This is a genomic window from Agrobacterium sp. ES01, assembly GCF_050320885.1.
Classification (GTDB): domain Bacteria; phylum Pseudomonadota; class Alphaproteobacteria; order Rhizobiales; family Rhizobiaceae; genus Allorhizobium.
Genome location: NZ_JBNQTH010000004.1, coordinates 365582 through 388202 on the forward strand (window position 1 = coordinate 365582; position 22621 = coordinate 388202).

General features: G+C 58.2%; 15 protein-coding genes. 3 read left to right on the plus strand and 12 right to left on the minus strand.

All coding sequences use genetic code 11. The features are described 5' to 3' along the window. Window positions 1-24: 24 nt before the first annotated feature. From ACQQ2Q_RS14615 to glgX, 3 genes are all read right to left on the minus strand, one after another. Window positions 25-1083 carry a DUF2332 domain-containing protein gene (locus ACQQ2Q_RS14615; RefSeq protein WP_428187829.1) on the minus strand — a complete coding sequence of 353 codons (1059 nt, stop codon included), beginning with the start codon at window positions 1081-1083 and terminating at the stop codon, window positions 25-27. Further along, window positions 1080-1571, minus strand: coding sequence for a MaoC family dehydratase (locus tag ACQQ2Q_RS14620; RefSeq protein ID WP_428187830.1), 492 nt, complete (start codon window positions 1569-1571; stop codon window positions 1080-1082). The genes ACQQ2Q_RS14615 and ACQQ2Q_RS14620 overlap by 4 nt, the downstream gene beginning before the upstream one ends. 90 nt (window positions 1572-1661) lie before the next feature. Beyond that, window positions 1662-3617, minus strand: coding sequence for a glycogen debranching protein GlgX (glgX, locus tag ACQQ2Q_RS14625; protein WP_428187831.1), 1956 nt, complete (start codon window positions 3615-3617; stop codon window positions 1662-1664). 191 nt (window positions 3618-3808) lie between these two features. On the opposite strand from glgX, the gene ACQQ2Q_RS14630 reads away from it, so the two are divergent. From ACQQ2Q_RS14630 to ACQQ2Q_RS14640, 3 genes are read left to right on the plus strand one after another with little or no spacing between them, the layout of a single operon-like run. Beyond that, window positions 3809-4411 (plus strand): TetR/AcrR family transcriptional regulator, encoded by a 603-nt coding sequence (locus tag ACQQ2Q_RS14630; protein ID WP_428187832.1) that lies wholly within the window; start codon window positions 3809-3811, stop codon window positions 4409-4411. Between the two features lie 17 nt (window positions 4412-4428). Further along, window positions 4429-4872: an SRPBCC family protein gene (locus ACQQ2Q_RS14635; protein WP_428187833.1), complete on the plus strand. Its 444-nt coding sequence runs from the start codon at window positions 4429-4431 to the stop codon at window positions 4870-4872. A gap of 35 nt (window positions 4873-4907) precedes the next feature. Then, entirely contained in the window at window positions 4908-5249 is a 342-nt protein-coding gene (locus tag ACQQ2Q_RS14640; RefSeq protein WP_428187834.1) for a YciI family protein, read from the plus strand. 76 nt (window positions 5250-5325) lie between these two features. Here ACQQ2Q_RS14640 and ACQQ2Q_RS14645 read toward each other — a convergent pair whose 3' ends face one another. From ACQQ2Q_RS14645 to ACQQ2Q_RS14685, 9 genes are all read right to left on the minus strand, one after another. Beyond that, the gene (locus ACQQ2Q_RS14645) at window positions 5326-6957 is read right to left on the minus strand and encodes an alpha-D-glucose phosphate-specific phosphoglucomutase (protein ID WP_428187835.1); all 1632 of its coding nucleotides are present in this window, start codon (window positions 6955-6957) and stop codon (window positions 5326-5328) included. 4 nt (window positions 6958-6961) lie between these two features. Next, window positions 6962-8401 (minus strand): glycogen synthase GlgA, encoded by a 1440-nt coding sequence (gene glgA, locus ACQQ2Q_RS14650; protein WP_428187836.1) that lies wholly within the window; start codon window positions 8399-8401, stop codon window positions 6962-6964. Continuing rightward, a complete protein-coding gene (gene glgC, locus ACQQ2Q_RS14655) occupies window positions 8401-9669 on the minus strand; it encodes a glucose-1-phosphate adenylyltransferase (protein WP_428187837.1) in 1269 nt (422 codons plus the stop codon). Before glgC ends, glgA begins: the two co-directional genes overlap by 1 nt. A 12-nt stretch (window positions 9670-9681) precedes the next feature. After that, complete coding sequence (glgB, locus tag ACQQ2Q_RS14660) at window positions 9682-11895, minus strand: 1,4-alpha-glucan branching protein GlgB (RefSeq protein ID WP_428187838.1); 2214 nt, start codon at window positions 11893-11895, stop codon at window positions 9682-9684. After that, on the minus strand, window positions 11895-14357 hold the full coding sequence (locus ACQQ2Q_RS14665) for a glycogen/starch/alpha-glucan phosphorylase (RefSeq protein ID WP_428187839.1): 2463 nt from the start codon (window positions 14355-14357) through the stop codon (window positions 11895-11897). Before ACQQ2Q_RS14665 ends, glgB begins: the two co-directional genes overlap by 1 nt. Window positions 14358-14629: 272 nt before the next feature. Further along, window positions 14630-15775 (minus strand): VWA domain-containing protein, encoded by a 1146-nt coding sequence (locus ACQQ2Q_RS14670; protein WP_428187840.1) that lies wholly within the window; start codon window positions 15773-15775, stop codon window positions 14630-14632. A gap of 185 nt (window positions 15776-15960) precedes the next feature. Continuing rightward, on the minus strand, window positions 15961-16839 hold the full coding sequence (locus ACQQ2Q_RS14675) for a transglutaminase family protein (RefSeq protein ID WP_428187841.1): 879 nt from the start codon (window positions 16837-16839) through the stop codon (window positions 15961-15963). A 7-nt stretch (window positions 16840-16846) separates the two neighbouring features. After that, window positions 16847-19267, minus strand: a complete 2421-nt coding sequence (locus ACQQ2Q_RS14680; RefSeq protein WP_428187842.1) for a circularly permuted type 2 ATP-grasp protein — start codon at window positions 19265-19267, stop codon at window positions 16847-16849. A gap of 6 nt (window positions 19268-19273) precedes the next feature. Then, window positions 19274-22606 carry a DUF2126 domain-containing protein gene (locus tag ACQQ2Q_RS14685; RefSeq protein ID WP_428187843.1) on the minus strand — a complete coding sequence of 1111 codons (3333 nt, stop codon included), beginning with the start codon at window positions 22604-22606 and terminating at the stop codon, window positions 19274-19276. Window positions 22607-22621 lie beyond the last annotated feature (15 nt).

Sequence of the window (22621 nt, forward strand, 5' to 3'; positions counted from 1 at the left end):
GATTACGAGTGATGCTGGCCGTTGCTAAGCCGACGGCCAGCCTTTCCAGTTGACCCAGCGGCCATGGAAATCGGCTCGGCCGATCTCGTGGCGCTCGCCTGTTGGCCAGATTTGTAGCGTCAGTGCTGCGCCATCCGTCTTTCCATCCGCTTCCATCTGCAACCGCGCCAATGGTGCGTCGGTCGTTGCTTTTTTACCGGCTGCTGCGATGAGCGCTTCGCCTTTGGCTTTCAGCGCATCCGGCAGATATTGCCAGGCGATGGTGTGGTAGATCACGTGGGTGACGCCGGTATGCTGTTGCGACAGGCGCCGTTTGAGCCAGTCGATCGCGTCTGCGCGGTCCACGACGACATTGTTTGCAACGGCAATTTCCAATGCATGGCGTGTCCGCTCCAAACGGTCCGCCTGATCGGCCCAGATATAGGACATGAGCCGAAGGCGATCTTCCGCGGATGCGGGATTGAGAGGGTTGAGATCGCAACCGGCTCTGTTCGTGACGCTCAGTTTCGCATTCGGCACTGGCTGTCCCTGCCAATCAGGTGCCAACGACACTGTCGATGTCCCGCCCCAGGTCGTGGACCCGAATGTGTAGGCATATTTGTCCCAGTTGAGATTGAGGCCAGCGCTGGCGCCGACTTCCGAGAGCATTAGCGGCTTGGCCGTCAGCTGCGCAATTGTGAGGAAGCCTGGCAAGAGGGCAGCGGATCGGCGCACCTCGTTGGTCTGGGGTGCCGACGTCAGACGGTCCAGTATGAAGGCTTGATGGTCAATGAAGGCGGCCTTCACCGATGCCCAAAGCATCGCATCCTCTGCGGCCTTTGGTGGATAGATGTCGGCCAATGCCACGCTTTGACCGGAGAGCACGAGCGCATGCAGCGAGCCTGCTAGGCGAAGTGCCAGGGCATCACCGGTCGCGGTTGCGTTGCCGGGCCAGGAGAGAATGCGTTCTTCGACTGCGGTATCGGCGCGCATGTGCTTTGCCGCCAAGCGGCACAATCTGGCGGTGAATGCGGAACCCAGATCCTCGCAGCTTTTGGCTTGTTTCAGGAAAGCCTGCCGCACATCGGTTTCGACGGAGGTCATGGCTTGGCGTCAGGCCTGTCCTTCGGGTCGAACTGGATGATGGTAATCCAGTTGGCGGTGAGCGCCGGCTTGCGTTCCCCTTCAATCTCGATGGAGACCTCATAGGTGGTCATGAGCATGCCAGCACCGCGAAAGCGCGCCTCCGCCAGCACGAAATGGCCGCGGATGCGCTTGCCCGTCCTGACCGGCGACATGAAGCGGACTTTGTCGAAACCGTAATTGATGCCCATGGTCTGCTCGCGGATCGTCGGCAGGCAGTTGAAGTTCATGGTCGACAACAGGGAGATCGTCAAAAAGCCATGGGCAATCGTGCCTCCGAAGGGCGTTTCAGCCGCAGCGCGCACGGGATCAGTGTGAATGAACTGATGATCGTCGGTCGCGTCGGCAAAGGCGTCGATCCGTTTCTGATCGACTGTCATCCAATCCGAAACGCCTACTTCCTGTCCAACGAAGCCTTCGACTTCGGCCAAGGAGATTTCACGCGGCATGCTACCTCACAATTGTTCGAACGTATTCTTATTGAATAGGCATGGCAGACGGTCGTTAACATCGTCATCCACGTAAAGGGCAATATTTAGTCAGTGCTGGACAAGGAAAACGACGCTTCGAGGATCCATTTCCAGTGTGGTCGGCGTTGCACCCGTTGATGCAATTTGCCATTCAGCCGTGCCGGACATGGGAAGCTCCACTCGATGCATAACATCGCTTCTATTGAAAATGACTGCAAGTCGTGTGTCTTTATCCGACATCGCGTCATGGGTCTTTAGCACCATGGCAAACCCGGCGGCGTCAGGCTGCTCCCAATCGGAGACGGACATTGGCTGACCGTCGAGCGTCAGCCACTCCACATCGTGATCGGTTAAAAGCCTGGTGTCTGAGAATACCGAGAAGCGCCGGCGCATGGTCTGGAGACTGGCGGTGAGGTCTATGAGTTCCGCATCCATGGTTTCCCAATCAAGCCAGGTGATTTCATTGTCCTGGCAATAGGCGTTGTTATTGCCCTGTTGGGTGCGCCCTCCCTCATCGCCTGCGGTCAGCATGATTGCGCCACGGCTGGCAAAGAGTGTCGACAGGAGCGCCATGATATCGCGCTTGCGGCGGCTGGCTATTTCAGCGTCCTCGCTGGGACCCTCTGCGCCATTGTTCCAGGAGAGGTTCTCATTGTGGCCGTCGCGATTGTCTTCGCCATTCCGCTCATTGTGCTTGTGGGCAAAGGAGACGATGTCCATCAGCGTGAACCCGTCATGGGCGGCGATAAAATTGACCGAGCGTGTCTGGGTGCCTTCATGGCGGGAGAAAATATCGGAAGAGCCTGCAAGCGCCGTCGCCATGGCTCCGGTCATATGGTGGTCGCAGCGCCAGAATTTGCGGATCGTGTCGCGGGCCTGATCATTCCACTCGAGGAAAGGTTCGGGGAAATTGCCGAGTTGGTAGCCACCGGGGCCTATATCCCATGGTTCGGCAATCAGGATGCGATCGCACAGCACCTCGTCCGAGGTGATTGCCCGCAGGGTCTCGGCATGCCGGTCGAAGCCATGCGCGGTTCGGCCCAGCACGGGTCCAAGATCGAAACGGAAACCGTCTATTCCGGCATTCAAGACGAAGTGGCGCAGACTGTCGACAATCAAACGGCGGATATAGGGGTGATCGCAGGCGAGTGTGTTGCCGGTGCCGGTGTCATTGATCAATACGCCCGCATTGTCGGCTTGGTGACGGTAACTGCTGATATTGCTCAGTCCCCGCAGCGACAGGGTCGGGCCCAGGACATCGCTTTCGCCGGTGTGATTGAAGACAAGATCAAGAATGACGCCGATGCCGGCATTGTGCAGGGCTGAAACGGTATCGCGCAACTCCTTCACACCGCCCGGCGCAAGGCGCGGATCAAGCGCCATCATTGCGACCGGATTATAGCCCCAGGCATTTGTGAGGCCGAGTGCTGGCAGATGGCGTTCGTCGATCCAGGCGGTGATGGGCAGCAGTTCGACTGCATCGACGCCGATCTTCTGCAAGTGCGCGATCACTGCCGGATGAGCCAGGGCCGCAATCGTGCCGCGCTGTTTGACCGGCACCTGAGGATGTAACTGCGTGAAGGCTTTTACCGAGAGTTCATAAATGAAGCCGCCGCTTTTGAATTTCGGGGCAGATTGCTTTACCGGCCGGTCTTTGCCAACGATCGTTCTGGGAACGAGGTCGGCCGTATCCTCGCCAAAGACGGCAAGCCGTCCGTCATAGGTGAAGGCACGGTCCAGTTCCTTCGCATAGGGATCGATGAGAAGCTTTGCCGGATCGAACCAGAAGCCATTTTCTGGCTCATAGCGTCCATACGCGCGAAAGCCGTAGCGCTGGCCTTTGCCAACCTTGTCGACATGCAGGTGATGATTGCCGTCATCATCGCGGATCATCTCAAGCCGATCTGTTTCCGTCTTTCCGTCACGGTCAAAGAGGCAAAGCTCTATTTTATCGGCGTGATCTGACCACACGGAAAAATCAGTGCCTGATGCTGTCGGCGTTGCGCCTGAAACTGTGGATGTCATGGCTTCTTTTCGCGCAGGTAAGGATTGCGAATCTGTCCCGGTTTCAGTGTGCCGGATAAGACGCGACTGGGCGAGCGATAGTTTGATGACGCTTGCGATCGCGGGGGCGAAATCATCATTTCAAAACTATCGATTGACACCATACCAACTGGTTGGTTTATTATCGCATAAGTTGGAGCGTGGAGATCAGCATGTCCGAGGCCATTCATCCTTCCCGATTGAAATTGATCGAGGCAGCACTCGGCCTCGTCCGCGAAAAGGGCTATGCTGCCACCACTGTCGACGATATCTGCGCGCGCTCCGGTGTCAGCAAAGGCAGCTTTTTTCATCACTTCAAAAGCAAGGAAGAACTGGTCATCGGCACTGTCGATTTCTGGAACCGGTTTACCGGCGAGATCTTCGTCTCTGCGCCCTACCGGTCGATGACCGATCCGCGCGCGCGTCTGCTCGCCTATGTCGATTTTCGCCTCGATATCCTGGACCGGGACGTGTCCGAATTCACCTGTCTGCTGGGTACTCTGGTGCAGGAGACCTATCAGACGCATCCCGCGATCCGCGGTGCATGCGATGATGGCATGTCGGGGCATATCGCATTTCTGGTCGAGGACGTTGCTGCCGCCAAGGCGCTCTATGCGCCTGATGCCGACTGGACGCCTGAGAGCGTCGGCTACTTCATCCAGTCGGTGCTGCAAGGTGCCTTCATTTTTGCCAAGGCCAAAAATGGCGCTGATCAGGCACGCGACAGCCTGCGGCATCTGAAGGCCTATCTTGAATATATTTTGCCACAACCGTAACCATCAGGGAGCTTGTCATGCCGCATACCATTCGCATTCACCGTGTGCTCCGCGCACCGCCGGAGAAGGTCTATCGTGCATTTCTGGATGGCGACGCCCAGTGCAAATGGGTCCCGCCTTATGGCTTTATCGGCAAGATGCATCATCTGGAGGCGAAAGTCGGCGGGACGTTCAAGATGTCCTTCACCAACTTCAGCACCCAGCACTCGCACACATTCGGCGGAACCTATCTGGAGCTCATCGAAAACGCGTTGATCCGTTACACCGATGTCTTCGACGACCCCAATCTGAAAGGCGAGATCGTGGTGACAGTGACGCTGAAGCCGGTCTTTTGCGGAACGGATCTGACCATCGTTCAGGAGGGCGTCCCGGAGGTTATTCCCGAAGCGGCTTGCTACCTCGGTTGGCAGGAGTCCATGACGCAATTGGCGCATCTGGTCGAGCCTGACATCCAACAGTAAAGCCGCAGCGAGCGACATTCCGAGGAGGAAAACGCATGTCACAGTATCTCGTCGCCATACATTTTCCGGATGATTACGATCCCTTGGCCTCAGAGGACGAAGCGATGTCCCGCGACATCGACAGGCTCAACGACGAAATGGTCGCAGCTGGTGCGCGCATCTTCGCTGGCGGCCTGAAATCGGCCAGCGAGGCCAGGTCTCTCACTGCACAGTCTGATGGGGAAGTGCTGGTCACCGAAGAGCCCTATCTGCAGACAAGCGAGCATATGGGCGGCTTCTGGATCCTCGAAGCCCAGTCCATGGACGAAGCCTTGGCCTGGGGCCGCAAGGCCGTGATCGCCTGCCGAACACCGGTCGAGGTGCGCGCATTTCACTGAGCAGTTCGTGGCAGACGAGAAACGGGTACAGGAAGCTCGACCTCCGGCACCCGGGCCAAGCTTTAGCCTGTCATGATCAGGTGATGACGGTCGGTGCGTCGAAACCGGTGCGGCTCTTGATATCGGCCAATGTTTCGGCCGCTGCAATCAGATCCGCAAGGGCCGTCTGGGTTTCGATGTCGTGTCGGTCGGGATCTGGCTCGTAGCGCTCGATATAGACACGCAGTGTCGCGCCAGAGGTGCCTGTGCCGGACAGTCGGAAGACCACGCGGGAGCCGCCTTCGAAGAGGATGCGGATACCCTGGTTCTTCGATACGGATTCGTCGACCGGATCGTGATAGGCGAAATCGTCTGCCTCGGCGACCACGAGATCGCCGACCCTGGTGCCAGGAAGCGTGGCCAGACGTTCGCGAAGCGAACCCATCAAACCATTGGCGCGATCCGTTTCCACACCTTCATAATCGTGGCGGGAATAGTAGTTGCGGCCATAGGTCGCCCAGTGCTTGCGCACGATGTCTTCGACGCTTTCGCCGCGACCTGCCAGAATGTTGAGCCAGAGCAGGACGGCCCAGAGGCCATCTTTTTCGCGGACATGGTTCGAGCCGGTGCCGGCACTTTCCTCGCCGCAAATGGTCACCTTGTCGGCATCCAGAAGATTGCCAAAGAATTTCCAGCCGGTCGGGGTCTCGTACATGCCGATCCCGAGCTTTTCCGCCACCCGGTCTGCGGCCGCACTGGTCGGCATGGAGCGGGCAATGCCGGTGATGCCGCCGGCATATCCGGGTGCGAGCGTAATATTGGCCGCCAGCAATGCCAGGCTGTCGGAGGGGGTCACGAATATCCCCTTGCCGATGATCAGATTGCGGTCGCCATCACCATCGGAGGCGGCGCCAAAATCGGGTGCATCATCGCCCGACATCATCAGGTCATAGAGTTCCTTGGCATGGACCAAATTCGGGTCCGGATGGTGGCCGCCAAAATCGGGCAATGGCTTACCGTTGCGAACCGTTCCTTTGGGCGCACCGAGGCGATTTTCCAGAATTTCGGTCGCATAGGGGCCGGTAACCGCGCTCATGGCATCAAACACCATTCGGAATCCGAGACCGAACATGCCACGGATGGCGGCGAAGTCGAACAATTGCTCCATCAGTTCGGCGTAGTCAGCAACGGGATCGATCACCTCGACCGTCATGCCGGCGAGTTCTGTCTCGCCAATATCGTCAAGATTAACCTCGTCTGCCTCTGCGATCTTGTAACTGTCGATCGCCTTGGAACGTTCGTAAATCGCATCCGTGATGCGCTCGGATGCCGGGCCGCCATTGCTGGCGTTATACTTGATGCCGAAATCTTCGTTCGGGCCGCCGGGATTGTGGCTGGCCGACAGAATGATGCCGCCGAAAGCCTTGTATTTACGAATGATGTTGGAGGCTGCAGGCGTCGATAAAATGCCGCCCTGTCCAACCATGACCTTGCCGAAGCCGTTGGCGGCCGCCATGCGGATAGCGATCTGGATGACCTCGCGGTTGAAATAGCGGCCATCGCCACCGATCACCAGCGTCTTGCCGGCAAAACCTTCCAGTGAATCGAAGATCGACTGGATGAAGTTTTCGGCATAATTCTCCTGCTGGAACACAGGTACCTTCTTGCGCAGGCCCGAGGTGCCGGGCTTCTGGTCAGCATAAGGTTTGGTGGCAACAGAGTTTTTCATTGTATTACTGGCCTTTCGCAACGAGGCTTGTGTAGAGGTCGTGATAGCGCGCGGCGCTTCGACCCCAGGACACATCCGATTTCATGCCCTGTTTCTGCATCTGAGCCCAAATCTTGTCCTCACCATGAAGGCGCATCGTGCGGCGCAGCGCCTGACGCAATCCATCTGCGCTCACATTGCCGAATTGAACGCCGGTTGCAACGCCGGCAGACAATGCGGCCTCATTGGCGTCGACCACGGTGTCATTCAGTCCGCCGGTGCGTGCAACAACCGGAATACATCCGTAGCGAAGGGCGTAAAGCTGGGTCAGGCCGCAGGGTTCGAAACGGGAGGGTATGAGGATCGCATCCGATCCTGCCTGCATCAGGTGAGAGAGTGGTTCGTTATAGCCGATGGTCATGCCAATCCGGCCAGGATGGCGGGCGGCTGCTTCGGACAGTGCGCCTTCCAGGCCTGCATCGCCGGTGCCCAGAATGGCCAGTTTGCCGCCCATGGCGACAAGGTCGTCTGCGACGTCCGCCAGAAGATCCATACCCTTTTGCCATGTCAGCCGCGAGATCACGCAAAAGATCGGGCTGTCATCAGCGTCGAGACCCATACGGTTGCTCAACGCCTTGCGGTTCTGGGCGCGTTTGCGTGCCGAGGAGGCAGTAAAATTGGCAGCGATCAGCGGATCAGCGCCGGGATCCCAGACGGAGGTGTCGATGCCGTTGGCAATGCCGAACAGATCGCCGGCGCGGCTGGCAATCACACCTTCAAGGCCCATGCCAAATTGCGGAATGAGGATTTCCTCGGCATAAGAAGGGCTGACGGTGCTGAGCGCATGGGCCGTCATCAGACCGCCTTTGAGGAAACTCATGCTGCCATAATATTCGAGCGCTTCCGAATAGGCGTGGGTTGGCAGTTCAAGCTGCGGAAACAGGTCCGCGGAGAACTGACCCTGAAAGGCGATGTTGTGGATGGTGATCAGGCTTGGCACTTCCGGCGCTTCGGCATAGCGCATGAAGACAGGCGTCATTGCAGCCTGCCAGTCATGCACGTGAACAACGTCCGGGCGCCAGCCGGGAAGCGCACCTGCCGCGATTTTGGCACCGGCCAGTGACAGCGCGGCGAAACGCTTCCAGTTGTCGGTATAGTCTTTGCCGCTGCCGTCCACGTAAGGTCCGCCCGGCTTGTCGTAAAAGGCGGGGATATGCAAAAGCAGCATATCCAGGCCTTCATGCTTTACTTCGAGAATTGTCGCCTTTTCGCCGAATAATACGCCCAGCGGGAGCTTCTTTCGGGTTTTGCCGACCGCCGCCAGAACAGACGGATAGGCCGGCAGCAGTGTGCGGGTCGTGACACCATGCGCACCCAGTGCCAGGGGCAGCGCACCTGTCACATCCGCAAGCCCACCGGTTTTGATCAGAGGGTAGAGTTCCGAGGCGACGGACAGAACATTCATCAGGTCGTCATTTCCAGTTTGTCGATCATGGCTTGGGTGATGAGGCAGATGCCGTTTTCGGAGCGGCGGAAACGCTTGGCATCCATTTCCGGATCCTCGCCCACGATCAGCCCTTCGGGAATGACCACGCCATGGTCGATCACGACATTGGTCAGTCGCGCATGGCGTCCGACGAGAACCTTGGGCAGGATGACCGCGCCTTCGAGCCTGGAATAGGAATTGGCGCGCACACCGGTGAAGAGCAGGCTCTTGTAGAGGGACGAACCGGAGATGATGCAATCGCCCGATACCAGCGAGGATATCGCCGAGCCACGCCGGCCTTCGTCGTCATGGACGAACTTCGCCGGCGGATTGATCTCCGCATAGGTCCAGATGGGCCACGACTTGTCGTAGATATCGAGTTCCGGAACGATATCCGTCAGGTCGATATTGGCCTGCCAATAGGCGTCGATCGTGCCTACGTCGCGCCAATAGGGCTCACGCTCGAAATCGGACCGCACGCAGGACTGGGCGAAGCGGTGCGCCACTGCCTTGCCATTCTTGACGATGTGCGGAATGAGATCCTTTCCGAAGTCACGGCTGGAATTGGGGTCGGCTGCATCCTCGCGAAGGATTTCCATCAGGAACTTGGTGTGGAAGACGTAGATGCCCATGGAGGCCAGGGCAAATTCCTCGTTTCCCGGAATGCCGGGCGGATCGGCGGGTTTCTCGACGAAGTCGATGATTTCGTCTTTCTCGTTGACATGCATGACGCCGAAGCCGGTCGCTTCCATACGCGGCACTTCCATGCAGCCGACGGTCACATCGGCACCGGAATCGACGTGCTGCTGAAGCATCAGCTCGTAGTCCATCTTGTAGATATGGTCACCGGCCAGGATCACCATATATTCCGGGCCATAGGGCTCGATGATGTCGATGTTCTGGTAAACGGCGTCGGCGGTACCTTCATACCACTGCGTCTCCGACACGCGCTGGGAGGCCGGCAAGATGTCAAAGCTCTCGTTACGCTCCGGCCTGAAGAAGTTCCAGCCGTGCTGCAGATGGCGGATCAGGGAATGCGCCTTGTACTGGGTGGCGACACCAATGCGGCGAATACCGGAATTCATGGCATTGGAAAGGGCAAAATCGATAATGCGGGCCTTGCCGCCAAAATAGACGGCGGGTTTTGCGCGCCGGTCTGTCAGTTCTTTCAGGCGGCTCCCCCGTCCGCCTGCAAGAACATAGGCCATGGCATCACGGGCCAGCGGCTGGATCCTTCGTTCCGACATTCAAACCTCCCCTTAAATTTCCAGTTCCAACATGATGGTTGCAAGGGGCGGAAGGGTCAAATCGGCACGGATCGTTCCGTCGCTGTGCCGTACCGCATTCACCCGCCCGCCATTGCCTTTGCCGCTTCCTCCATAGACTTCGGCATCGGTATTCAAAAGCTCTCTCCAGCGGCCCTCGGCGGGCAGCGGAACAGAGTAACGCTCGTGATAAACAGGCGTGAAGTTGCAGATCACGGCAACCGGTGCTTCCCCCGGAGCCTTGCGCAGCCAGGAGAAAACCGAGTTTTCCGGATCGTCCGCCGTCAGCCATTCGAAGCCTTCGCCTTCGCAGTCACGGGCATGAAGCGCGGGCTTTCGGCGATAGGTCATGTTCAAATCGCGCACCAGACGGCGCATGCCTTCATGGGCGGGGTATTGCAGCAGGTTCCAGTCCAGCTGCCGCTCCTCGCTCCATTCGCTCCACTGGGCAAACTCCTGGCCCATGAACAGCAGTTTCTTGCCGGGATAACCCCACATCATGCCATAATAGGCGCGCAGATTGGCAAACTTCTGCCAGTCGTCACCGGCCATCTTGGCGATCAGCGAGCCTTTGCCGTGTACGACTTCGTCATGGGACAGCGGCAGCACGAAGTTTTCGTTGAAGGCGTAGACCAGCCCGAAGGTGATTTCGTCATGGTGGTGCTTGCGGTGTACCGGGTCGCGGGCCAGATAGCTCAGCGTGTCGTGCATGAAGCCCATATTCCACTTGAAGCCGAAGCCGAGGCCGCCCTCGTGGACGGGCTGCGATACCTTGGGCCAGGATGTGGATTCCTCGGCGATGGTCATGAAACCGGGCGTGGAGCCGTAAACCAGTTTGTTCATCTGCTGGAGGAAGCGAACGGATTCGAGGTTTTCTCGGCCACCATATTCGTTGGGCACCCACTCGCCTTCTTTCCGCGAGTAGTCGAGATAGAGCATCGACGCCACGGCATCGACGCGCAGGCCGTCGAGGTGGAATTTCTCTGCCCAGTAGATGGCATTGTTGACGAGATATGCCAGAACTTCGGCGCGCCCGAAATTGTAGATCGCGGTATTCCAGTCGGGATGGAAGCCCTGGCGGGGGTCTTCGTGTTCGTAGAGTGCGGTTCCATCGAACCAGCGCAAGCCGTGCTCATCTGTGGGGAAGTGGGCGGGCACCCAATCGAGAATGACGCCGATGCCGACCTTGTGACAACCATTGACGAAGCGGGCAAACCCCTCCGGCTCGCCGAAGCGAGCAGTGGGCGCATAAAGCCCTGTCGTCTGATAGCCCCAGGATGGGTCGTAGGGGTGTTCGGTAATGGGCAGGAACTCGATATGGGTGAAGCCCATATCGATACAGTAGGGAATCAGCCGTTCGGCTATCTCGTCCCAGCTCAGCATGGAGCCATCGTCGCGGCGCTGCCATGAGCTGGCGTGTACCTCATAAATGGTGATCGGCTGACGGCGATGATCAACAGAGGCCCAGTGCTCGCGATGGGCTGTGTCCTCCCAATCCTGGATCAGTTCGGGCGTTGTGACCGAGGCGTTGTTGGGCCGCAGTTCAGCACGTCTGGCATAGGGGTCAGCCTTTAGCGGCAGTCGCTCGCCATTCTTGCCGATAATCTCGAACTTGTAGGACGAGCCCGCATGGACATCCGGCGCGAAGATTTCCCAGATGCCGGTATCGCGTCTCAGTCGCATGACATGGCGACGTCCGTCCCAGCCGTTGAAATCTCCGACCACCGACACGCGCCGGGCATTGGGAGCCCATACCGCGAAATGGAAACCGTCGACACCCTGGTGACGCAGCGGATGGGCACCCATGCGGTCGAAGAGACGCAGATGCGAGCCTTCGCGGATGAAGTAGTCGTCCATGGGACCAAGAACCGGCCAGAAGCTGTAAGGGTCCGTGACCGTCCATTCTGCATCCCCGCGTTCGGCGCGGAAGCGGACGGGGAAAACACCTTTCAGATTGACCGGCCCATCAAAAAAGCCTGCCGGGTGAAGGCAGGCCAGTTCTCCGATGGCGGTACCGTCGAGCTTGTAGACGGTGACTTTTTCCGCATCAGGGATGAAGCAGCGGGCCACATAACCGGAGCCGCTTTCGTGAACTCCAAGCACTGCAAACTGATCAGAATGCTCACCTTTGACGATCGCTTCGATTTCCTCCGGCGCAATTTTGTCTTGCTGTTCCTGTTTGCCGGCGCTCTTCGTTGCTTTCGCCATCAAGCTCTCCAGATATCCGCGGTATATTGGCGGATCGTCCTGTCAGAGGAAAACCAGCCCATGCGGGCTGTATTGCGGATCGTCTTGCCGAACCAGCTCGGCTTGTCCTGCCAGATGCTGTCCACGAAGCGTTGAGCCTTGGCATAGGCTTCGAAGTCAGCGGCAACCATGAACCAATCGTGGCTGTAGAGGCCATCGATCAGGCCCGAGAATCGGTCGCGATCATCCGGCGAAAACACGCCGGACGCGATAGCAGACAGTGCCTGCGACAATTCTCGCGAGCCTTCAATAATGGCACGGGGATCATGGCCCTCCGAGCGCATATTGGCAACCTCGTCAGCCGTCATGCCGAAAATGACGATGTTGTCTTCACCCACATGATCGCGCATTTCCACATTTGCACCGTCCAAAGTTCCAATCGTCAATGCACCATTCAACGCAAATTTCATGTTGCCGGTTCCCGATGCTTCCATCCCGGCTGTCGAAATTTGTTCGGAGAGGTCTGCTGCGGGTACCATGACCTCTGCCAGAGACACGTTGTAGTTGGGCAGGAAGACGACCTTGAGCAGGCCACCGACGGAGGGATCGTTGTTGATCACGCGGGCAACATCATTGGCCAGTTTGATGATCAGCTTGGCATTATGATAGCTGGGGGCAGCCTTGCCGGCGAAGAATTTTACGCGCGGCACCCATTCACGATCGGGATGAGAACGGATTTCATCGTAGAGCGCGACCGTCTCTATGATGTTCAAAAGCTGGCGCTTGTATTCGTGAATGCGCTTGATCTGGATATCGAAAAGCGCGTCCGGGTTCAGGCGGATGCCCATTCGGCTTGCCACCAGTGCAGCCAGCTTCTCCTTGTTTGACCGTTTGACGGCCGCAAACTTTTCCTGGAACGCAGCATCGTCAGCAAAGGCGTCGAGTGCTGTCAGCTTTTCCGCGTCGTCGAGGAAATCATCGCCGATCGCTTCGCGGATCAGCGATGTTAGTTGCGGGTTGCATTGCATCAGCCAGCGGCGCGGGGTGATGCCATTGGTCTTGTTGTTGATGCGGTCGGGATAGAGCTTGTGAAGGTCGGCGAAGACCGTTTCCTTCATCAGTTCTGTGTGGAGCGCTGACACACCGTTGATGCTGTGCGAACCGATAAAGGCCAGATTGCCCATGCGCACGCGGCGTTCACCGTTTTCGTCGATCAGCGATATGCTGCTGATTTCGCCGTCATCGAACTGCTGGCGCTTGCGGACATCGCGCAGGATTCTGGCGTTGATCGCATAGATCAGCTGCATGTGGCGCGGCAACAGGCGCTCGAACAAGGGGACCGGCCAGCTTTCCAAAGCTTCGGGCAACAGCGTGTGGTTGGTGTAGGAGAATGTGCGTGAGGTGATGTCCCAGGCCTGGTCGAAATCCATCCCGTGAACGTCGCAGAGCAGGCGCATGAGTTCGACAACAGAGACAGCAGGATGGGTGTCGTTGAGCTGGATCGCGACCTTTTCTGGCAATATTTCCAAGGCGTTCCCGTGCTGGATATGGCGACGCAGGATGTCCTGCAGCGAGGCGGCACAGAAGAAATATTCCTGACGCAGCCGCAATTCCTGTCCGGCCGGGGTGGCATCTGCCGGATAGAGAACGCGCGTCAGCGTTTCGGCCCTGTTGCTCTCCTTGAGTGCGCCGATATGGTCTCCGGCGTTAAAGGCATCGAGCAAAATTGGATCGATCGGCTGGGCCGACCATAGCCGCAGCGTATTCACGCGTTCGCCGCGCCAGCCAACCACCGGCGTGTCATAGGCCATGGCGATGAAGCGCTCGCTTGGCTTCCACACATAGCGCAAATCGTCATGCTGTCCGTTGACCGTCTCGACGGTGCCACCGAAGCCGATCTCATAGGACGATTCGCGGCGCTCGAATTCCCACGGGTTGCCGTGGGCGAGCCAGGTTTCCGGAAGCTCGACCTGCCAGCCATCGGCCATCTGCTGGCGGAAAAGGCCATGGACATAACGAATGCCGTAGCCATAGGCCGGAATGTTGACGGTTGCCATGCTCTCCATGAAGCAGGCGGCAAGGCGTCCAAGGCCACCATTGCCGAGCGCTGCGTCTGGCTCGAGGCCTGCGATCATGTCGAGGTCGACGCTCAGCGACGCCAAGGCGGCCCGGATTTCCTCGACCAGACCGAGATTGGACATGGCATCGCGCATCAGGCGACCGATCAGAAATTCCAGCGACAGGTAGTAAACACGCTTGGAATTGCTGCTATAGGCCGAGCGAGTGGTTTCCATCCAGCGGTCAATGATGCGGTCGCGCACCACCAGGATTGTCGCCGTCAGCCAGTCATGCGGTGTCGCGACCTTGGCGTCCTTGCCGATGCCATAGGTGAGGCGTTCCATGATCTGGTCGGCCAGAACCTCGGGCGTCGATGCTTTGGGCTTGGGAAGGGGGAGGTCGGCTTCATTGACGGTCTTGATCATATCCCCAATCCTTTTCAGCGGCTTTAGCGCAGGAGATGTCTCCTCGCATATAAGCAATCGATATCGACAGTTTATGCATCGTTGTGGGACAGTTGCAACAAGGGAATTTGTTCGGTGCATCGCAAAGCGATGACCAGAACACTGTTGTAAACCTATTCGATTTCAACCGTTTGCGCGATATTGCGGCGCAAAGCACAAAAAAAGCCGCCCCAATCGTTGGAGGCGACTTTTCTTCATGGTCTCAAGTTCGGTGGCGCTTGCGCGCGACTTTGTCAGTTGGTCAGTCGGGTCATCGCTTGCGAGGCTTTTTCGCCGATCTGCTTGAATGCCGCGACGAGGTCCGAGGCGTCCTTGGCCGTGTAAAAATGCTGGTCATCCGTTGCACAATTCTTCAAAAGTTGGCGTCCCCGATCGGGAGCCATGAAGGCAACAGAGAAAATCTCCATTCCCTCTTCTTTTGCCTTGTTGCAGTAATTGATCGTCTTTGTGTCGTCACTCGTGCTGTTGTTGTCGCCGTCGGTCATGAAGACGATATACTTGCTGGGGATCTGTCCGTTCTTCTTCTGGTGTGCCTCGTCCTCTGTCGAGCCGGAGAGCGCGGTATAAGCAGCCTTGACAGCGTCTGTTGACGCGGTGCCGCCTTCAGCGTCCAGATGTTCGACATATTTCAGGGTCGCCGTGGTGCCCCACTGGAAATCGGTGGGCTTCTGCGCCGAGTAACTATACGACACTGCGGCTGTGCGGACGTAGATATTGTCGGGGTCGGCCTCATTGAGCTGCGACGTCAGGTTCGCTGTTGCAATCTTAAGTGTCTCAATTTTCGTCACATAGCAGGGGGATGTGGCCTGGATATTTCGTCCCCAGTTCCATTCATAGTAGTTTTGGCATTTCTTCTTTGCCGAATTGATTGTGTCGGTTGCCCAAGCCATCGATCCCGAACGATCCAGAACAAGATACATGGAAAGCGCATTCTTGCTTTCCGTCGCGCTCTGCGCCTTGCTCGACGCCCCTATAGTCACGGTTTTGAACCCGAGTAGCTGGCTAAGAGGGTTCAGTTTTATATCGAGTTTCGTATTGACCGTGACATCGAATGTCTTGGCCGTTCCGCTTGTCTTTTCGGTTGCTGCAAGATCCGTCGAATCCTTGAGTTTCTTCAGCTCATCCTCAAGCTCTTCAAGGCCTGCTGCTGACAAATTACCGGTCGACATGAGGTTCATCATCTGGGCGGCAAGGTATTTTTCCGCCATTTCCTTGGCTTCTTCCTCGCTGATACCCTTGCCCGACATGGCAGAGGCCGCTGCTAGGGCTGCCGCATCTGCAGAATTCTGAAGCTCGGATTTCATGGTCATCACATGGGTAAGATCCATGGCGATACCGGCGGTACCCAGAGCCATCGGGAGCAAAAGGGCGGTTATCATCCCGAAATTGCCTCGCCGGTCGCGGAGAAGATTGAGAAAAGAATTTTTGCTAAATCCGTTGTCGATCATCATGAACTTTCACCGATGTCAGCGTTGTTTTGCCGCAAAATACAAGGGAGAGGTCTAAATCGACTTAAACAGTGTGGTAAAATTTGAATGAAATTAGGGTTCTTTTGAAACCTGCCTCAAGTGACGGGGATGACGTCTACCGCCTGTACTGTCTGGTGGCTGCCATAGGTCTTTAGAATGCCGATGACCGGGGCAACATCGGAATAATCCCGGCCGTAGCCGACAACGATGTGGTCGGTGCCGGCAAGAATATCATTAGTCGGGTCCAGCTCGATCCAGCCCGTCGCGGCACCGCACCACACACGCACCCAGGCATGCATGGCGTCCGCGCCTTCGAGGCGCTCCTTGCCCTCAGGTGGAATGGTGCGCAGGAAGCCACTGACATAACCTGCAGGAATACCCAGGCTTCTAAGCGCGATGATCATCACGTGGGTGAAGTCCTGACAAACCCCCCTCTTGATCTCGAAGGCCTGTTTCGGAGTGGTGTCGACGGTCGTTGCTTCCGGATCATAGGTGAAGTCACGATTGATCATCGTACACATATGACGTGCAAGCTGTCGCACAGTCTGTCCGGGTGTCACCATGTCGCGGGCATAGGCCGCAATCTCAGGCACTTCATCGATACGCTGACTTGTACCCATGAAGTGATGCGGCGATGCCGGCTCCAGGGACCAATATGTGGCCAGTTCGGCGGGCAAATTCTCCAGCACCGGCGACAGATCGGCAGTCACCGGTTCGGCCTGCACGATGATGCGCGCCTTCATGCGGATGTCGAGCTTTTCGTGATGACTGCGGAGCTGGAAGCTTGTCACCGGATGCTCGAAGAAGTCCGTGAAGGTCGAGGTTTCGTCCGGTGTCGGTTCAATCGATATGGTGCCGGCAACGAGTCTTTGGCGATCAGGCAGGGTCATCGGCAGCAAGCGCAGGATATGATGCGCTCCCGATGCTGCCGTATCGTAGAGATAGCCCATATGCAGCGATAGGTCGTATAGCATTTCAGGTCTATCCAAGATGGGTGCTGGCGATGAGATTGGCCAGACTTTCAAGGTCTCGCTCGAGCGTTTCGTAAACATCGGCGTTCATGGATTCCGGTACCATGACGGCCAGGCTCGAATGCAGACGCATGGCTTCGCGATAAAAGGGCGACATCTGCCCATTCGTCATGGCATTTGGAAGCTGTTCGACCTCGGTGCGGATCTCGTTGAGCTGGAACAGGATGGAGCGCGGGTTGAGCGGATCGAGTGCAAGAAGGTCTGTCACGGTCAAATGTGCCGTGTTGACGTTATAGCGGCGGCGATGGGTCATCACGTTGTCGCCAATCTCCAGCAGCATGTCGAGCGCGCCATCGGGTGCATCCGGTCCGGACATGCGACCCAGCAGGCGTGTCATGTGCAGGCTACGCTCGAGATAACGGCCGAGGGCGAGGAAGCGCCAGCCGGTGAAGCGATACATGTTTTCATGGACGAGACCGGCAAAGCCCGCAAGCTTTCGCAGAAGGATGGTCATTGCATGCGCGGCATCGTCGCCCGGTGTGACGTGGTCGTGGAAGCGTTTTGCGGTCTTCGACAGATCCTTCAGCGCCAACCAGCCATCGGGCGAAAAGCGGTCGCGGATATTGCTGGCAGAATAAACCGCGCTGTCGAGGTTCTGGATCAGGCTTTCCGGCACACCCTTCTCGGAGTCCATGTCGATATCGAGAAAGCCCAGATAGTCGGCGACATCAGCAAGCAGCGGGTCCCCGCGGTCGGCCGCTTCAGCAAATCGCGCGTGCCATGCGCGCAACACGCGCAGGCTTCCTTCTGACCGCTCGATATAGCGGCCCAGCCAAAAGAGATTGTCGGCCGCGCGGCTCGGCAGGCTGCCGGGCAGATTGCGGGTGAAAGTCTCTTCTGTGGGGAGAAGTGTGGTGCGTTCGACTGGCTTGTCGGAAACGATCCATACGTCGGCAGCACTGCCACCGGACTGCATGGCAATGGCAGTCACATCATTCGAACTACCGATACGGGCAAAGCCGCCCGGCATGATCTGCCAGCCGTCGCGGGTGCGGGCGGCATAGACGCGCAGGCTCATCGGACGCGGTGTCAGCTTGCCATCCACAAAGGCCGGGGTGGTGGACAGAGTGACAACCTCCTGCCCGACCAATTTTGCGCCATCGGTCAAGAGCCAGTTCGCCACCGTTTCCTGTGCGGTTTCACGCAGGCTGGATCCGAGCACGGAGACGCCATTGTCGTCGAAGAAGGGCATGCGCGAATAGGCCGGTCCGATGACCATGCGGTCGATATTTCGGGCCACATGCTCGCGCTCGGTCTTCTGACCGCACCACCATGTGGCGACTGACGGCAGGATCAGTTCTTCGTTGAACAGATGATGACAGATAGTCGGTAAGAAAGAGAGGAGGGCGCGGGTTTCAAGGACACCGGAACCAAGGGCGTTGACGAAGGTCACAGCGCCGTTTCTCACGGCCTCCACCATGCCGGGTGTGCCGATATGGGAATTCTGATTCAACTCCAGTGGGTCGCTGAAGGCGGCATCAAGACGGCGCCACAGCACGCTGATCGGTTTGAGGCCGGCCACGGTGCGCACCATGACACGCCCATCAACCACGGCCAGATCCTCGCCTTCCAGCAGCATGATGCCGAGGTAGCGGGCAATATAGGCGTGCTCGTAATAGGTCTCGTTGGCCGGTCCCGGTGTGAGTACGGCGATACGGTCGTCGGAATGCTGCTTTCGGCCCTGCAGCGCATCCCGGAATGCGCCGAAGAAGGAGGCGAGCCGGTGCACATGGGATTCTGCATAAAGGTTGGAAAAGGCTCTGGTCGTCGCCACGCGGTTTTCGAGCGCAAAGCCCGCACCCGATGGCGCCTGGGTGCGGTCGGCCAGAACCCACCAATCTCCATCAGGCCCGCGACCGATTTCGAAGGAACAGAAATGCAGGTAGTGCCCGCCGGCGGGCTTGATGCCGACAAGGGGGCGTAGATATTCGGGGCTGGATGCAATCAGAGCTGGCGGCAGGAAGCCTTCGCGCACAAGCTTGTTGTCGCCATAGATATCGGCAACGACCGATTCCAGCAGATTGGCGCGCTGGACAAGGCCTGCAGACAGGGCAGCCCATTCCTTTTCGGAGATCAGTACCGGAATGTGGGAGAAAGGCCAGGGACGCTCGCCGCCCCCTTCGCCGTCATAGGCGCGGTAGAAGACGCCGGCATCGCGCAGATAGCGGTCGGCTCTGGCAAAGCGTTCATGCAATTCAGGCTCGGACATCGCATCGATGGCGGCGACGAATTTTTGCCAGACCGGCTTGATGACGCCGCTGGCGTCCAGCATTTCGTCGGCTACGCCCGGAAGGGCACGGTAATGCTTCGCACCCAAGGCTCCTCCCTTCTTCGGTTCCGTCTCTTTCTCAGCAACCGTCTGGTTTGCCATACGCCGTTACATTCCTCGAGGTCGTCGCATGTCCAATGTATGCGGAAACTCGGGTGCGACCGGTTCCGACGACAAGACATAATTTCCGGCAGTGTGTCCCCACGACTCGAAACGCGCAAGGCGGCGGGCCTGAGCTTCATTGCCATTCACAGGGAAAGTGTCGTAGTTGCGTCCGCCGGGATGTGCAACGTGATAAACGCAGCCTCCGACGGCTCTCCCGCTCCATGTATCATATATATCGAAAGTAAGAGGTGTATTAACCGGAAGCATCGGGTGCAGTCCCGATGCCGGCTGCCAGGCCTTATAGCGGACACCGCCGACCGCGGTGCCATTGACACTTGTCCTGGACAGCGGAACCTCGCGGCCATTGCAGGCAACCTTGTAACGATCCGGATTACCGGTATCGAGCTTCACCTGAAGGCGCTCGATGGAGGAATCGACGAAACGCACGGTGCCGCCGATCGCACCTTGCTCACCCATGACATGCCATGGCTCCAGCGCCTGCCTGAGTTCGAGCTTGGTGCCCTCGTATTCGACTTCGCCGTAGAAGGGGAAGCGGAATTCCAGCTGGGCTGTGAACCATTCCGGCTTCAGATCAAAGCCGTGCTCCCTCAGATCCGCCAATACATCCTGGAAATCTTCCCAGATATAATTCGGAAGCATGAAGCGGTCGTGCAGCGACGTGCCCCAGCGTACGAATTTGCCCGATGCCGGATTGCGCCAGAAGCGGGCAATCAGGGCGCGGATCAGAAGCTGCTGTGCCAGCGACATGCGGGAATTCGGCGGCATTTCGAAGCCGCGAAACTCGACAAGCCCAAGCCTGCCTGTCGGTCCATCCGGCGAGAACATCTTGTCGATGCAGATCTCGGCGCGGTGGGTGTTGCCGGTAACGTCGATCAAAAGATTGCGGAACAGGCGGTCGACCACCCAGGGCAAAGGTGGAGCGCCTTCCGTTGGCAATGGCACCTGAGCCATGGCGATTTCGAGTTCATAGAGGCTGTCGTGACGGGCCTCATCGATGCGCGGCGCCTGACTGGTCGGGCCGATGAAGAGGCCGGAAAACAGATAGGAGAGCGAGGGATGGCGCTGCCAGTGCAAGACCATGCTTTTCAACAGGTCGGGACGACGCAGGAAGGGGCTGTCATTGGGGGTCGCGCCACCCACCACCACGTGGTTGCCGCCGCCGGTGCCGGTGTGTCGACCATCGATCATGAACTTGTCGGCACCGAGACGCGACTGACGTGCTTCCTCGTAGATCGCTTCCGTTGTTGCCACGCATTCGTCCCAGGACGACGCCGGGTGGATGTTGACCTCGATCACGCCCGGATCAGGGGCGACGCGGATGACATTGATGCGGTCGTCATGCGGTGGTGTGTAGCCTTCGATATGCACCGGCAGGCCGAGTTCGGTTGCTGCCCGTTCAGCAGAGGACAAAAGATCCAGATATTCCTCGACCGCAGCCGTTGGTGGCATGAAGACGCAAAGACGTCCCTCGCGGACCTCGACTGAAATCGCCGTGCGGACATGGCCGCCGATTTCCTCATAGCTCTGCGGGATCTGCTTCTGCTGCGCAGACGTGTCTGCCTGGAAAGAGTGTTCGGGCAAAGCGCGGCTCTTGCGGTCCTCTTCCTTGTAGTCGGGCAAGGGCGGCCGCTCGACCGTCGGATCCACCGGATTGACATAAGGATACCAGGACGCCGAAATATGCGGCAGCGCATTGAGCGGCAAACGAAAACCGACCGGGGAATCGCCGGGAACGAGGTAAAGCTGACCGCGCCGGGTGCGCCATTTTTCACTGACCCACGAGCGGCCCGAGGCGCGCGACTGCCAGGCCTGAACCGGTAGTACATAACCTGCGGGATTGGTAAGACCATTGGCAAAGACCTTGGCCATGCGGCTTCGCTCTTCCGGATCCTTCAGCTTGGAATTCGACGGGTCGACATTGTCTGGAAGGTTGGCCTCCTTGACGATCCATTCTGCAGGATCCTCATAGGCGGGCACGACGTTTTCGGCTTCCAGATCCAGCTCGACGGCGATCGTCTGCAACAGCCTGGCGGCATCTTCATGAGTAGGCTTGTAGTCCTTGCCTTCGCGGGCAATCAGCTCCTGATTGGCCCAGATCGGCTTGCCGTCCTTGCGCCAGTAGAGCGAAAAGGTCCAGCGTGGCAGGCTTTCGCCGGGGTACCATTTGCCCTGACCGTAATGCAGGAAACCACCGGGCGCGAAACGGTCGCGCAGGCGTCGGATCAGGTCGTCCGCCAGTTCACGCTTGGTCGGGCCAACGGCTGCGGTGTTCCATTCTTCGGCTTCGAAGTCGTCGATCGATACGAAAGTCGGCTCTCCGCCCATGGTCAGGCGTACATCCTGTGCTTCAAGCTCACGATCCACGGCCTTGCCGAGCGCGTTCAGTTCGTCCCAGGAGCCTTCCGAAAACGGCTTGGTGATGCGCGGGTGTTCGGCGACACGATTGACCACCATGTCGAAATCGAATTCGGTGTTGGCCTCGCCGAAGAAGCCGCCCGAGATTGGCGCCGCATTCTTGTAATGCGGAGTGGCGGCCAGCGGAATATGGCTTTCGCCGGTGAGCAGACCCGATGTCGGATCAAGGCCGACCCAGCCGGCACCGGGCAGATAGACTTCCGCCCAGGCGTGCAAATCGGTGAAGTCGGTCTCGGTGCCAGACGGGCCGTCGAGCGCCTTCAGGTCCGGCTTGAGCTGGATCAGATAGCCTGACACGAAACGGGCGGCCAGTCCCAGTCGACGCAGGATCTGCACCAGGAGCCAGCTGGTGTCGCGGCATGAGCCCTTGGCAAGTGTCAGCGTTTCCTCAGGCGTTTGCACGCCGGGCTCCAGCCGCACGATGTACCCGATATCCTGCTGCAGACGGGCGTTCAGATTGACGACCATGTCGACGGTCTTCTGGCCGGGCGCCTGGTCGACGGTCGCCATGAAGGCGTCCAGTGCCGAACTGCCGCCCTCCGGCTTCATGTAGATCGCCAGATCGTCGCGGATGTCATCGGGATAGGAGAATGGCCAGACGGATGCTTCTTCCTCAACGAAGAAGTCGAACGGATTGTAGACGGCCATGTCGGCCACCAGATCCACCTCGATCTTGAACTCGGTCACCGGATCCGGAAACACAAAGCGGGCGAGATAGTTGCCGTAGGGGTCCTGCTGCAGGTTCACGAAGTGGTTGGACGGCGACACTGTGAGCGCGTGGCTCAAAACCTTGGTGCGCGAATGGGTCGCGGGTTTGAGGCGTATGATTTGCGGGCCAAGACGGATGGGCTTGTCGTATTTGTAATGCGTTAAATGATAGATGCTCGCTTTAATCGACATACGCGCCCCAATGTC

What these genes read in the sequence shown, in the direction of transcription:
- ACQQ2Q_RS14645 (WP_428187835.1), bottom strand. Translation starts at nt 6,957, where the DNA reads ATGAAAAACTCTGTTGCCACCAAACCTTATGCTGACCAGAAGCCCGGC.
- ACQQ2Q_RS14615 (WP_428187829.1), bottom strand. Translation starts at nt 1,083, where the DNA reads ATGACCTCCGTCGAAACCGATGTGCGGCAGGCTTTCCTGAAACAAGCC.
- ACQQ2Q_RS14670 (WP_428187840.1), bottom strand. Translation starts at nt 15,775, where the DNA reads ATGATAACCGCCCTTTTGCTCCCGATGGCTCTGGGTACCGCCGGTATC.
- glgA (WP_428187836.1), bottom strand. Translation starts at nt 8,401, where the DNA reads ATGAATGTTCTGTCCGTCGCCTCGGAACTCTACCCTCTGATCAAAACC.
- ACQQ2Q_RS14665 (WP_428187839.1), bottom strand. Translation starts at nt 14,357, where the DNA reads ATGATCAAGACCGTCAATGAAGCCGACCTCCCCCTTCCCAAGCCCAAA.
- ACQQ2Q_RS14685 (WP_428187843.1), bottom strand. Translation starts at nt 22,606, where the DNA reads ATGTCGATTAAAGCGAGCATCTATCATTTAACGCATTACAAATACGAC.
- glgB (WP_428187838.1), bottom strand. Translation starts at nt 11,895, where the DNA reads ATGGCGAAAGCAACGAAGAGCGCCGGCAAACAGGAACAGCAAGACAAA.
- ACQQ2Q_RS14640 (WP_428187834.1), top strand. Translation starts at nt 4,908, where the DNA reads ATGTCACAGTATCTCGTCGCCATACATTTTCCGGATGATTACGATCCC.
- ACQQ2Q_RS14630 (WP_428187832.1), top strand. Translation starts at nt 3,809, where the DNA reads ATGTCCGAGGCCATTCATCCTTCCCGATTGAAATTGATCGAGGCAGCA.
- glgX (WP_428187831.1), bottom strand. Translation starts at nt 3,617, where the DNA reads ATGACATCCACAGTTTCAGGCGCAACGCCGACAGCATCAGGCACTGAT.
- ACQQ2Q_RS14635 (WP_428187833.1), top strand. Translation starts at nt 4,429, where the DNA reads ATGCCGCATACCATTCGCATTCACCGTGTGCTCCGCGCACCGCCGGAG.
- glgC (WP_428187837.1), bottom strand. Translation starts at nt 9,669, where the DNA reads ATGTCGGAACGAAGGATCCAGCCGCTGGCCCGTGATGCCATGGCCTAT.
- ACQQ2Q_RS14620 (WP_428187830.1), bottom strand. Translation starts at nt 1,571, where the DNA reads ATGCCGCGTGAAATCTCCTTGGCCGAAGTCGAAGGCTTCGTTGGACAG.
- ACQQ2Q_RS14675 (WP_428187841.1), bottom strand. Translation starts at nt 16,839, where the DNA reads ATGCTATACGACCTATCGCTGCATATGGGCTATCTCTACGATACGGCA.
- ACQQ2Q_RS14680 (WP_428187842.1), bottom strand. Translation starts at nt 19,267, where the DNA reads ATGGCAAACCAGACGGTTGCTGAGAAAGAGACGGAACCGAAGAAGGGA.